The 12714-nt window shown below is 64.1% G+C and carries 8 protein-coding genes; 4 read left to right on the plus strand and 4 right to left on the minus strand.

The features are described 5' to 3' along the window. Nucleotides 1-58: 58 nt before the first annotated feature. The 4 genes from LRX75_RS17535 to LRX75_RS17550 form a co-directional block, all read right to left on the minus strand. Nucleotides 59-2299 (minus strand): methyl-accepting chemotaxis protein, encoded by a 2241-nt coding sequence (locus LRX75_RS17535; protein ID WP_231815965.1) that lies wholly within the window; start codon nucleotides 2297-2299, stop codon nucleotides 59-61. A gap of 437 nt (nucleotides 2300-2736) precedes the next feature. Then, nucleotides 2737-4596 (minus strand): TRAP transporter large permease, encoded by a 1860-nt coding sequence (locus tag LRX75_RS17540; protein ID WP_231815966.1) that lies wholly within the window; start codon nucleotides 4594-4596, stop codon nucleotides 2737-2739. 121 nt (nucleotides 4597-4717) lie between these two features. After that, nucleotides 4718-5725, minus strand: coding sequence for a TRAP transporter substrate-binding protein (locus LRX75_RS17545; protein WP_231815967.1), 1008 nt, complete (start codon nucleotides 5723-5725; stop codon nucleotides 4718-4720). Nucleotides 5726-6046: 321 nt separating this feature from the next. Continuing rightward, on the minus strand, nucleotides 6047-6778 hold the full coding sequence (locus LRX75_RS17550) for a GntR family transcriptional regulator (RefSeq protein WP_231815968.1): 732 nt from the start codon (nucleotides 6776-6778) through the stop codon (nucleotides 6047-6049). Nucleotides 6779-7107: 329 nt separating this feature from the next. On the opposite strand from LRX75_RS17550, the gene uxuA reads away from it, so the two are divergent. The 4 genes from uxuA (at nucleotide 7108) to LRX75_RS17570 (ending at nucleotide 12642) form a co-directional block, all read left to right on the plus strand. Beyond that, on the plus strand, nucleotides 7108-8304 hold the full coding sequence (uxuA, locus tag LRX75_RS17555) for a mannonate dehydratase (protein ID WP_231815969.1): 1197 nt from the start codon (nucleotides 7108-7110) through the stop codon (nucleotides 8302-8304). Between the two features lie 3 nt (nucleotides 8305-8307). Continuing rightward, a complete protein-coding gene (locus LRX75_RS17560; RefSeq protein WP_231815970.1) occupies nucleotides 8308-9717 on the plus strand; it encodes a mannitol dehydrogenase family protein in 1410 nt (469 codons plus the stop codon). Nucleotides 9718-9755: 38 nt separating this feature from the next. After that, nucleotides 9756-10772, plus strand: coding sequence for a Zn-dependent oxidoreductase (locus tag LRX75_RS17565; RefSeq protein ID WP_231815971.1), 1017 nt, complete (start codon nucleotides 9756-9758; stop codon nucleotides 10770-10772). A gap of 160 nt (nucleotides 10773-10932) precedes the next feature. Next, nucleotides 10933-12642 (plus strand): methyl-accepting chemotaxis protein, encoded by a 1710-nt coding sequence (locus LRX75_RS17570; RefSeq protein WP_231815972.1) that lies wholly within the window; start codon nucleotides 10933-10935, stop codon nucleotides 12640-12642. Nucleotides 12643-12714 lie beyond the last annotated feature (72 nt).

Here is a 12714-nt window from a genome sequence, read left to right on the forward strand (position 1 = left end):
CCCGGCCTTGCTTGTTCGCGCCGTCTCGCTCAGAAGCCGTCGGCCCCGGGCCCGCGCGTCAGGCCCGCCTGCGGAGTGGGGCGGACGGCATGCCGGCGTCGCGGTCCGAGAGGACGAAGTAGGACAGGAGGTTCGTCAGGTTGGCGCTTTCCTGTGCGAGGCCTGCGCCGGCCGCCGTCATCTCCTCGACCATGGCCGCGTTCTGCTGCGTGGCGTGATCCATGTGATTGATCGCGACGTTTACCTCCGCAAGGCCGGAAGACTGCTCGCCTGCCGCCGTGGCGATGGCATCCATATGGGCGTTGATGACCTGAACGAGCTGTTCGATCTCCGTCAGGCCTTCGCCGGTCTGTCCGACGAGGTCGACGCCCTGGCTGACGGCGGATGAGGAGTTGACGATCAGCTTCTTGATCTCGCGTGCCGCCGTGGCGGAGCGCTGCGCCAGTTCGCGAACCTCCTGTGCGACCACCGCGAAGCCGCGCCCGGCTTCGCCGGCGCGGGCAGCCTCGACGCCGGCGTTCAGCGCCAGAAGGTTGGTCTGGAAGGCGATTTCGTCGATCACCGAGATGATCTGCTCGATCTGGCGCGACGAATCCTCGATCCGCTGCATGGCGACCACGGCATCACGCACGACCACGCCCGACCGATCGGCGCGCTCCCGGGCGGAACGCACGACATCGCGCGCCTTGACCGTGAGCTGCGACGTCGCGGCCACGTTGACGGTGATCTGCTCGAGCGCTGCCGCTGTTTCCTCGAGGGCTGCGGCCTGCTGTTCCGTTCGCTTGGCGAGGTTGTCGGAGGCCTCGGAGATCTCGCTGGAGCCGTTGGTGACGATGACGACGGAGCCATCGACGGACACCAGGGCGGAGCGCAGCTTTTCGACCGACGTGTTGAAGTCCGCGCGCAGGTCTTCGAACTGCGGCGCCAGAGGTGCCGTGATTTCGCACTGCATGTCGCCGGTCGACAGGCGGCGAAGGCTCGCGGCGAGCGTTCCCGTTGCCCGGTTCAGGCGATCCTCGGCTTCCGCTTCGGCCGTGATACGGATGTTTTCGCGTTCCTGCTCGGCGGCCAGACGGTTCGCCGTCGCGTTGTTTTCCAGTTCCTGGTTTCGCACGGCGGCGATCTGGAAGACCTCGACCGATTGCGCCATCTTGCCCATCTCGTCCCCGCGCTCGACGCCGGGGATCGTGATCTTCAGATTGCCGTCCGCAAGGGCGCGCATGCAGTGCGTGAGCGCAGCCAGCGGCTTGGTGACCTTGTAGACGATGACGCCCATGGCGACCACGCCGGTCGCGAGGGAAAAGGCAAACAGTCCGAGCAGGGTGAGGAACTGGCGTAGGGCTGCGGATTTCGTCGCTGTCGCCTCGCGATCGATCGTGTCCATCGCGAGGATCGCGACGTTCGCGATCTTGAACAGCGATGCGGTCGTCGGGGCACGCCAGTCGTCGATGGTCAGGGAAGGCTTCTCGCCGGCGGCGATCTTGGCGATCACGGCGTTCCGCATCTCGGCATAGCTGCCGGCGAAATAGGTCCGGTTCGCGTCTTCGAAGGCATCCTGGATCTCCTGCGGGGTCTGCGGGTGCTTGACCAGCATTTCCACGGCCTTCCAGGCGTAATCGATCTTCGCATCGAAAATCGCCAGCTGCGAAGCGATCTGCGGGTCGGGAGCGGTCGGGCTGGTGACGACATTGTTGAGGAGGAGCGAGGCTCCGCCGCCAAGCGCGCGCGTGGACCAGGCGGAGGCCCGGATCTGCATCATCGGTACCGTTGCGGGATCGACCGTCCGGATCCGCGCCTCCGAAGCCAGAAGCGCCGTCTCGATATCCGTGAGGAAGGTGGCGCCAAGATCCATGGAGGTCTTGATGACGCTCACGTCGCGGCTCTCGAGGGGATTGGCCAGCGCGCTGTCGATGGTTGCCCGATAGGTCTTCACCTTCTCGAAAGTTGCCTGGACCGTTGCGTATTGCTGGCGAACGTTGCCGTCCGTGATGTCGCTCGTGACCCGGTCGGCTTCCGTCATGCCGCGATCGACGATCTGGCGCATCTTGGTAAAGGACGCGATCGATCCGGCCGCATCGCTGCTTTTCAGCTTCAGGGCCGAAGCGCTGTCGCCGCGCTCGCTGCGGAACGCCACCAGCGCCTCGAACAGAGCCTTGTCGAGATTCGTCAGCGTCGAAACTTCGTCGTCGCGAAGATAGGCCCGATAGGACAGGACCATCGAGAATGCGATTGTTGCTGCAAGGGTCAAACTCAGAACGGCAAACATGCCGATCAGGAGGCTCCGTATAGACATCTTCATGAACAGATCCTTTAAGAATTTGTTCGATTCCTACGGTGAAGCGATGAAAAATTACTTAAGTGTAATATACCAAAAGTCGTACCCGGCGGGTTCTTCTTTCGGGTTTCGGTGCACATTTCCGACCTTCGTCTGCAGGCTCGAATGTGACAGAAGAACCGGACGTTTTACAATCGGTATTCGGTCTCCGAATAATGCTGTGCAAGCAGCATCGTGCGCATGCGGTCCGTTGGTGTGGTGTGTACCACGAAGTAATGGATTGCAGGGGATGCCGGACCTGTCCGAAGCCCGCGCAACGGCCACGGCTGGTGCCAGACGCGGCAATGCCGGCCCCGGGACCGTCGCAAGGACGTCCGGCACCGGCATTGGTTCGTTTCCGTCGCCGGCGGGCCCGTTCGACCGTTGAGACGGTCCCGGCCGGCCGGCTGGACAGCTGTTTGCTACAGGAAGCCGATCGAGATCCAGGGAATGAAGATGATCAGCAGCAGGGCGATGAAGAGGGCGAGGAGGTGCGGCCAGACCTTGCCGATGACATCGTCCGGCGAAACGCGGCCGATGGCGCAGGCGAGGTAGAAGCCGACGCCGAAGGGTGGCGAGAACAGGCCGAACCCCATCGCGAAGACCGCAACGATCGCGTAATGCACCTCGTCGATCCCCATCAGCTTGGCGATGGGGAAGAGGAGGGGGCCGAAGAGCACGATGGCCGGGACGCCTTCGAGCACGCTGCCGAGGATGATGAAGGCCAGCGCCGAGAGCAACAGGAAGCCCATCTTGCCGCCGGGAACGCCCTGCATCAGATCGACCAGGTACTGCGAGAAGCCGGACTGCGTCAGCGCCCAGCCCATGGCGGTGGCAGCGCCCACGACGAGCAGGATCGAGCCGGAAAGCGAGGCGGCATCGACCAGCATCGGATAGAGCCGGCGCCACTTCATCTGGCGATAGAACAGGGCTCCGACGATAATGGAGTAGATGATGCCGATGGTCGCCACTTCGGTGGCCGTGGCCACGCCTTCGACGACGGCCGTGCGGATGACGATCGGCAGGCCGAGCCCCGGAATGGCCGCGATGAAGAGCTTCAGCTTCGTCTTGCCGTCGATCTTGCGGGCCTGGCTGTTGTCCTCGCCGCGCGTCTGGATGAAGACGACGACGCAGAGGGCGAGCATGCCGACGAAGGCGGGCAGGAGGCCGGCGGTGAAGAGCGCCGCGATCGAGACGCCCGTGACGGAGCCGACCGTGATCAGCACGATCGATGGCGGAATGGTTTCCGACATGACGGCCGATGCCGAGAGCAGGGAGACGAGGTCGCTGTCCTTGTTGCCGCGCTTCTTCATTTCGGGGAACAGGGCCGGTGCGACGGCGGCCATATCGGCGGCCTTTGCGCCGGAAATGCCCGAGACAAGATAGATGGCGCCGAGGAGGACATATTGCAGACCGCCGCGCAGGTGGCCGATCAGCGAGACGAGGAAGGCGATCATGGCCTGTGCGAGGCCGGCCATTTCGATGACGGCGCCGAGGAAGACGAACATGGGAACAGAGAGCAGGATCATGTGCGACATGCCCTCGCTCATCCGGCCCGGCACGATCGAGATCGGCACCCAGCTGGCGAAATTGAGATAGGCGGCCGTTGCCAGGACGAAGGCGAACGCGATCGGGACGCCGAGCATGATGCCGAGGAGGACGAGGCCGATGAAGAAGATCAGGAGGCTGTAATTGCCGATTTCCTCGAACCAGGGCATCGCCAGCTGAAAACAGCCGAAGACGGCCGCGAGAACGACAAGGCTGACCGCGATCTGCGCGAGCGAGCTCGCCCGCAGCATCTTGTCGGCCGCGGTGATGAGCATCAGCACGACGCCCACGAGCAGCGCCGCTTCGCGCCAGGCTTCGCTGATCTGCAGAACGGGCGTCACGCTGATGATCCGCTCTTCGACATGCTCCCAGGTCGGGAGCAGCATGAGCGCAAGCAGCGTCGTCACGATCACCATGGCGAAGGCATTGGCGCGGCTCTCCCAGACGGACGAAAGCTTGCGCACGAAGGCCGTGAGCCGCATGTGCTGGCCGCGCCGCAGGGCGACGACGGATCCGAGCATGGTCATCCAGACGAAGAGGATGGTTGCGACCTCGTCGGACCAGACGAGGGGCGTGTGCAGGAGGTAGCGGGCCGTGGTCGCCCAGCCGAGGAGAATGATCTCCGCAAGAACGATCGTGGCGGCAATGGCTTCGACGATATGCCCGAAAAGGCGGTCGAAGCGCTGGACTGCGCCTTTTGGAGCGGGAACGTCCGCGGTGGTTGTTGCTTCCATGATGATACCCCCCGAAAATCCGCTTCAACGCGGCATGTCATCCTGTTCGGGAATGCCCAGCGGCGTCCCGAAGCAACACGGCGCACAGCCCGTTCAGGGACCGCGCGCCGCGCTTTGATCGTCAGAGCGTGCCGACGTCCTTCTCGAGCAGGCCCCAGGCTTCTGCGCCGAACTTTTCCTTCCAGCCGGTGTAGAAGCCGGCCTTTGCCAGAACGTCGCGGAACGGCGCCTTGTCGACCGTGTGGAACGTCAGGCCGGCGGCCTCGATGTCGATCTTGGCCTGTTCGTTCAGGGCCTTGATGTCGGCGCGTTCGTTGACCGCGGCGGTCGACAGCTCTTCCAGAATGATGGTCTGGGCTTCGGCAGGCACGGCCGACCAGCGACGGTTGTTGCAGAAGATGTGATGGCCGTCCCAGATGTGGCCGGTCATCGAAACATGCTTCTGCACCTCGTAGAGCTTGGAGCTCTGGATGAGCGCCAGCGGATTTTCCTGCCCGTCGACGATGTGCGTCTGGAGCGCGGCGTAGAGCTCGCCGAAGTTCAGCGGCGTCGGGGCGGCACCCAGGGTCTGGAACAGCGTGACCCAGAGCTGGTTGCCGGGAACGCGGATCTTCATGCCGGCGAGATCCGCCGGGGTGACGATCGGCTTGCTGCCCGTCGTGATGTTGCGATAGCCATTGTCGAGCATCTTCGGGAAGACGAACAGGCCGGCCTCGAAGAAGGCCTTGCGCACGAAATCGCCGAGGTCGCCGTCCATGGCCTTCCAGACATGGTCGTAGGTCGGGAAGGCGAAGGCGACGGCATTGATGGCGGCGAAGGGTACGATGGTCTGGTTGACGCTCGACGTGGACATCAGGTCGAGGGCACCGCCGCGGACCTGCGCAAACATGTCGGATTCGCCGCCGAGCTGGCTGCCCGGATAGACCTGCAGGTCGATGGCGCCCTCGGAGCGCGCCGCGATGGTTTTCGACGCCTCGACGATGCGCGTGACGCCCGGATGCGTGGGAGGAAAGGCCGTGCCGTAGCGCAGCTTGATCTTGGGCGCCGCGCGCAGGATGCCGGGTGCTGCAACGAGCCCCGCAGCCGCACCGGTCGCAAGTGTGCCGAACGTTCGACGTGTGATGTTCATGATAGTCCTCCCAGGTTGATATGTGTTCCTCGTCCCGCTGCAGCCTGTGCCGCGCGGGTGGTCGTACGCGATGATCGGTCGGTGTCGATGGGGTGAGCGAGGCAGGCTGTCGAGGCCGTCCCATTGCATCGTTCGGCATCTTGCGCTTTGCAGGCAGCCTCGAGATCACGATCTCGGCGGCGGTCCAGCGATGCAATCCGTGATGCAGATCCCCCTGCTTCCTCCATTCGCCGATCCGCGGCTATCCTCCCAGCTTGTCTATGACTACCATGGTAGAATGTCAACTGTCTGTGTGACAGGTATTTTAGCGAGGTCCGGTATTCACGCCTCGATGAGATCGGCGCGCTGTTCGCGCAGGCGATGGGCGGTGCGCAGGACCTCGCGCAGATGCGCCGCCATGCTGTGGCCGGCGGCGTCGGCGTCGCCCGCTTCGATGGCATCCACGACGGCGCGATGCTGCCCCAGGAGAGTGCGAAGGTGCGACGGGTCCGGCAGGCTGAGATAGCGCACACGGTCCATCTGCAGCTTGACGGACTGGATGACGCGCCAGCTCTTCGACAGCGACGCCTCCTCGCAGAAGCTGCGGTGGAAGGCTTCGTCGAGATCGAGGAAGAGGTCGAGCGCCTCCGCCTTCACGGCCTTCTCCTGGTCGTAGAGATTGCTCTTGATCTCCGTCAGGAAATGCCGTGAACAGCCGGCGGCAAGGCGCTTCGTGATGGAAACCTCCAGGGCTTCCCGGATGAACTGCGCCTCTTCTACGTCACGAAGGCGAATCGGTGCGACGAAGCTGCCGCGCTGCGGGAGGATGTCGATGAGGCCTTCGTCGGCCAGCCGGATCAGGGCCTCGCGCACCGGCGTGCGACTGACGCCGAGCTGGAGGGATAGCTCCTTTTCGCTCAGCGCCTCGGACGGCATCATGGTGAGCGTGATGATCGCACGCCGCAGCTTCTCGTAGATCTGGGCCGCGATCGGCTGGCGGGGATTGATGGTCAGAACAACCGACGAGGCGGGCGCCCCGATCCCGGATTCGGAGGTCTCATCCGTACGTTTCATCACCATCCTGGGCGACCCTTCATCTCTATCGTTAGGACCGTAATCGCACAGTTCCGAAAGAATATCCACGGCTGGTGCGTTGACAGTCTGCCATGGTAGTATATTAAATAATACGACCCTAATGGTCGGGATGGCGAGGAGCGCATTCCGACTCGGTCGGCTGGGGAGGCTTCCATGATTCACGTACCGCCGGTTTGTGTCGCTAGGCATCTCCCTTGGCCGAGCCCGGTCGATGCCGATCGCGCCTTGCGTGGCGTGCCGGCGCGGCACCTTGGGTTCCCGATGAGACGTGCGGACGCGGAAGCGCGAAGCCCGAAGAGGAAAAGAACATGAGACATATCTGGCGCTGGTTTGGTCCGATCGACAAGGTGACGGTGCAGGATGCCGCGCAGGCCGGGGCCCGCGGCATCGTCAGCGCGCTGCATCATGTGCCGACAGGCACCGCCTGGACCCAGCAGGAAATCCAGAAGCGGCAGGCCGAGGTTCGCGCGGGTGGGCTGGAATGGGAGCTCGTCGAGAGCATTCCCGTCTCCGAGAGCATCAAGACGCAGACGGGCGACTGGAAGGCGCATGTCGAGGCCTGGAAGGAAAGCCTGCGGCAGCTGGCCAAGGCTGGCATCTCGACGGTCTGCTACAATTTCATGCCGGTCCTCGACTGGACACGGACCGAGCTTCGCTGGGAAACGGGCGATGGCGCGCGCGCCATGCGCTTCGATCTGGTCGATTTTGTCGCCTTCGATGTTCACGTCCTCAAGCGTCCCGGCGCTGCGGAAGATTATCCCGACGCGCTGCTGGACGCCGCCGGGCGGCGTTTCGCCGAGATGTCGCCCGAGACGATCGCGGCGATCTCGCGCAATGTCGGTGCCGGTCTGCCGGGTTCCTCCGACGGCTACAGCATCGACGAGCTCAATGTCGCGCTGACGCGCTATGACGGGATCGGCGCGGACAAGCTGCGCGCGAACCTCATCGATTTCCTGGCCGAAGTGGCCCCCGTCGCCGAAAGCCTGAACATGCGCCTGTGCGCGCACGGTGACGATCCGCCGTGGCCGCTCCTCGGCCTGCCGCGGGTGCTCTCGACGGAAGCCGATTATGTGAAGGTGCTGGACGCCGTCGATCTGAACGCCAATGGCGTCACCTTCTGCACCGGTTCGCTCGGTGCCCGGCCGGACAACAACCTTCCGGCCATGGTCAAGCGTCTGGCGCCGCGCATCCATTTCGCGCATCTGCGCAATGTGACGCGCGAGACGGAGGGCTTGCCATGCTCGTTTTTCGAGGCGCAACATCTGGAAGGCAATACGGACATGGTGGCGGTGATTGCCGCGCTCGTTTCCGAAGAGCGCCGCCGCTCGGCGGAAGGCCGGGCTGACAGCGTGATCTTCATGCGGCCCGATCATGGCCAGGAGATTCTCGAGGACCTCACCCGAGGCGCGCAGCCCGGTTATCCCGCGATCGGCCGGCTTAAAGGGCTCGCGGAATTGCGCGGCATCGAGCAGGCTTTGTCTCATGCGGAATATGGACTGAATTAAGCGATGACACGCCTCGACAGGACGACCCATCTCCCGGCCCATGTCGAACGCCCGGCGTTCGATCCGGCTGCCTTGAAGCCCGGCATCGTCCACATCGGCATCGGTGCCTTTCATCGCGCCCACCATGCCGTCTATACCGATCTGGCGCTTGCGGCCGCGGGTGGCGACTGGGGGATCGTCGGCGCCAGCCTGCGGTCCGTCGATATCGTCGCGGATCTGAAGGCGCAGGACCATCTCTACAGCGTCGTCACGCGCGGGGCGGACGGCGATCGGGCGCGCATCGTCGGCTCGATCGTCGAGGCCATCGCCGCGACGGAACAGCGCGAGCTTCTTCTCGACCGGCTGACCGACAATGCCACCCGCATCATTACCCTGACCGTGAGCGAGAAGGCCTATGGCATCGATCCGGTGTCCGGCGGGCTCGATCTTTCCCATGCGGCCGTCTCTCACGATCTCGCAACGCCGGGCGCGCCCGTGGGCGTGATCGGACTGCTGGTCGAGGCGCTGGCGCGGCGCCTGCAGCGGGGCCGCAACCCCTTGACCATTCTCTGCTGCGACAATCTTCCGGGCAACGGGCAGGTGGTGCGCCGCCTCGTCCTGGAGATGGCGGAGCGCCGTGACGCAGCGCTGGCCGGGTGGATCGAACGGGAGATCCGCTTTCCCTCCAGCATGGTCGATCGGATCGTGCCTGCGGCAACGGATGCCACGCGGGCGCTGAGTGCTTCCCTCATCGGGGCGGACGATCATCTGGCGCTCGAGACCGAGCCCTTCACCCAGTGGGTCATCGAGGACGATTTCGCTGCCGGACGCCCCGCCTGGGAGGCGGGCGGTGCGATCTTCGTCAACAATGTCCATGCCTATGAAACCATGAAGCTCCGGCTGCTCAACGGTTCGCATTCGCTGATCGCCTATCTCGGCCAGCGTCATGGTCTCGACTATGTCCGGGAGGTCATGGCGGTTCCCGAGCATGCCGAGCGGGTTCGCCGCCACATGCGCGCCGTCCTGCCGACGCTCGATGCCGTGCCGGAAATCGACCTCTCCGCCTATTGCGAGCAGCTCGTCGCGCGCTTTGCCAACCCGGCCATCGCGCATCGCACGGCGCAGATCGCCATGGACGGAACGCAGAAAATGCCGCAGCGCATCTTCGCGCCGGCGATGGAGCGGCTGGCCGCCGGCGATGACGCCGCGGATTTTGCCGATGTCGTGGCGCTCTGGCTCGCCTATATCGTCGCCGTCGATCGGCTGGACGATCCGCGGGCGCAGGAGCTGAAGGTCGCAGCGCAACAGGCGGTCGCCGCCGGCACCTCCGCGCCCTTCTTCGCGGTCGCCGGCCTGTTTCCGCCGGCGCTTGAGGACAACACGGCCTGGCGCGCATCGATCGATGGCCGGCTTTCGGCAATGAACGCTTTCTGACAATAGCCAGGCGCGACGGCGCGCAGGAGACTGACGACATGGTGACGATTTCCGTTCGCGAGCCCTACACGCTCGAAATCGACGACAGGCCCGTTCCCCAGCCCGGCCCGGGCGAGGTCGCGATCCGGGTTCGCCGTGCCGGCATTTGCGGGTCCGACATGCACATCCTCCACGGCTCGAACCCCTTCGCGGTCTACCCGCGCGTCATCGGCCATGAATTCGCCGGCGTCATCGAGGCGCTGGGCGAGGGCGTGTCGTCGCTGGCGATCGGTCAGCATGTCGTCGCCGATCCGGTCATCTCCTGCGGCACCTGTTACCCCTGCCGGATCGGACGCTCCAATGTCTGCGCCAACCTGCAGGTGATCGGTGTGCACCGCGATGGCGGCTTCCGGGCGGTTGCGATCGTGCCCGAAGCAAATGCCGTCAAGGTGTCCTCCACGCTCGGGCTCGATGTCGCGGCCCTGGCCGAGCCGCTGGCCGTTGCGGCCAACGTGCTCTGGCGCACCGAATGCACGAAGGACGATGTCGTCCTGATCTACGGTGCGGGCACCGTCGGTATCACCGTGCTCCAGATGGCCAAGATGAAAGGGGCTCGCTGCATCATCGCCGATATCGACGCCGACCGCCTCGTGCGCGCACGCGAATTCGGCGCCGACGTGGTCATCAACTCGCGGGAACAGTCGGTGGCCGAGGTCGTCGCCCCGGAACTCGACGGTCTCGGTCCATCGATCGTCATCGACGGTGCCGGCATTCCGAGCCTGCTCGAAGAAGCCTGCCGGGTGGCCGCACCCGCCGGACGCATCGGGCTTCTCGGCTTCTCGCCGGGGCCCTGCAACATCAGCCAGCAGGAAATCGTGCGCAAGGAACTGACTCTGGTCGGCTCGCGCCTCAATCGCCGCTTCATTCCCGAGGTCATCGGCTGGCTGGAAGCCGGTCTGCTGCGTCCGGAAGCCATGATCACGCAAACCTTCGACGCCCGTGATGCGCGCGCAGCGTTCGATCTTGTCGAAAAGCACCCCGAGCAGACACTGAAGGTCCAGCTCGCCTTCTCGTAACAGGCTTGGAATGGCGGCCTTCTGCACCTGAGCGGGGGCCGCCTGTCGTTAAAAAAGGGAGAACACCGTCCCAGACTGACCCCTATTTCTGGTATTTTATCTTAGTGATCTCTTAATTTTAAACTCTGATAGTTCTTCACATATATTTGTGGAGGATTTGATGACTCGTCTTTTTTCAACAGCATCCGATAGAGTTCTTGATGCGCTCGACCGATCGTCCGCGATTATCGAGTTCGACACGACGGGGAAGATCCTCAAGGCGAACAAGAATTTTTGTGACCTTCTCGGCTATGCCGAAAGCGAGATCGTCGGCCGGAACCACCGTATTTTCGTCGAACCGGATTACGCCGTGTCCGACGACTATGCGGCGTTCTGGAAGAACTTGCGGGACGGGAACTTCGTGAGCAGCGAGTTCACGCGAATCACGAAAAGTGGTGCCGAGGTCTTCATCCGCGGCAACTACAATCCCATCCGGAGCGCGACCGGCAAGGTCGTGAAGGTCATCAAGTTCGCCAACGACGTCACCGAGACGACGCTGGCGGGCATGGATTTCAGCGCCAAGATCGATGCGATCTCCCGGGCGCAGGCCGTGATCGAGTTCAAGCCGGACGGCACGATCATCACCGCCAATGCCAACTTCCTCGATGCCCTCGGATACAGTCTAACGGACATCGTCGGCAAGAATCACAGCTTGTTCGTCGATGCCACGTATCGCGCGTCCGGTGCCTATACCGACTTCTGGCGGAAGCTGAACGCGGGCGAGTTCGTCTCGGGCGAGTTCACGCGCATCGGCAAAGGCGGGCAGGAGGTCTTCATTCAGGCGTCCTACAACCCTGTTTTCGACCTGAAGGGCCGGGTCATCAAGGTCGTCAAGTTCGCGACCGACGTGAGCGAGCGCGTGACCAATGTCGATCGTCTGGCCGACAGCCTGTCGAAGCTTGCGGACGGCCATCTCGGACAGCAGATCGACACGCCGTTCCTCCCCAGCCTCGACAAGCTGCGGACCGATTTCAATGCAGCCTGTCGCAAGCTCGAAAGCGCGCTGAAGGCGGTGAGATCGAATGCCGAAGCCATCGCCGCCGGTGCGGACGAGGTTCGCGTCTCGGCCGACGATCTCGCGCGGCGAACCGAGCAGCAGGCGGCGTCCGTCGAGGAAACGGCCGCGGCGCTGGAGGAAATCACCACCACGGTGAAGGGCTCCAGCCGCCGGGCCGAGGGTGCGGGCGTTCTCGTCGGCCGGGCCAAGGAGAGTGCCGATCATTCTGGCGATGTGGTCCGCGAAGCGATCTCGGCCATGGACAAGATCGACAATTCCTCCCGCGAGATCGCCAACATCATCGGCGTCATCGACCAGATCGCCTTCCAGACCAATCTTCTGGCACTGAATGCCGGTGTGGAGGCGGCGCGGGCAGGGGATGCGGGCAAGGGCTTCGCGGTCGTGGCGCAGGAGGTTCGCGAGCTTGCGCAGCGGTCTGCGGTCGCTGCCAAGGAGATCAAGGCGCTCATCACCACCTCGACCGCCCATGTCGAGGACGGCGTGTCGCTCGTCAGCAAGGCCGGGGACGCCCTGCAGACGATCGCCGGCCATGTGCAGCAGATCAACGAGGACATCCGGGCGATCGTGGAGGCCGCCCGCGAGCAATCCACCGCCCTCGGCGAGATCAACCAGGCCATCAACACGGTGGATCAGGGCACGCAGCAGAATGCGGCCATGGTCGAAGAGCAGACGGCCGCAAGTCACGGCCTTGCCGAGGAAGCACGGGCGCTCTTCAACCTGCTGGAACAGTTCCAGTTCGACGAGCCTGTGTCGCATCGGACGGTCTCGTCCCCGTCTGCCGCGCGCGGCGCGCGCACCAAGGTCGCCGCCTGACCGCCAAAGACGCGTGAAAACCAACGGCCATCGCGTCCCTGGGATGCGATGGCCGAACCGTTTGACCGGCTT

This window comes from Rhizobium quercicola, from assembly GCF_021168455.1.
GTDB lineage: Bacteria > Pseudomonadota > Alphaproteobacteria > Rhizobiales > Rhizobiaceae > Ferranicluibacter > Ferranicluibacter quercicola.

Coding starts and splice junctions, on each gene's coding strand:
- LRX75_RS17540 (WP_231815966.1), bottom strand. CDS start 4,596: ATGGAAGCAACAACCACCGCGGACGTTCCCGCTCCAAAAGGCGCAGTC.
- LRX75_RS17565 (WP_231815971.1), top strand. CDS start 9,756: ATGGTGACGATTTCCGTTCGCGAGCCCTACACGCTCGAAATCGACGAC.
- uxuA (WP_231815969.1), top strand. CDS start 7,108: ATGAGACATATCTGGCGCTGGTTTGGTCCGATCGACAAGGTGACGGTG.
- LRX75_RS17545 (WP_231815967.1), bottom strand. CDS start 5,725: ATGAACATCACACGTCGAACGTTCGGCACACTTGCGACCGGTGCGGCT.
- LRX75_RS17535 (WP_231815965.1), bottom strand. CDS start 2,299: ATGAAGATGTCTATACGGAGCCTCCTGATCGGCATGTTTGCCGTTCTG.
- LRX75_RS17560 (WP_231815970.1), top strand. CDS start 8,308: ATGACACGCCTCGACAGGACGACCCATCTCCCGGCCCATGTCGAACGC.
- LRX75_RS17550 (WP_231815968.1), bottom strand. CDS start 6,778: ATGAAACGTACGGATGAGACCTCCGAATCCGGGATCGGGGCGCCCGCC.
- LRX75_RS17570 (WP_231815972.1), top strand. CDS start 10,933: ATGACTCGTCTTTTTTCAACAGCATCCGATAGAGTTCTTGATGCGCTC.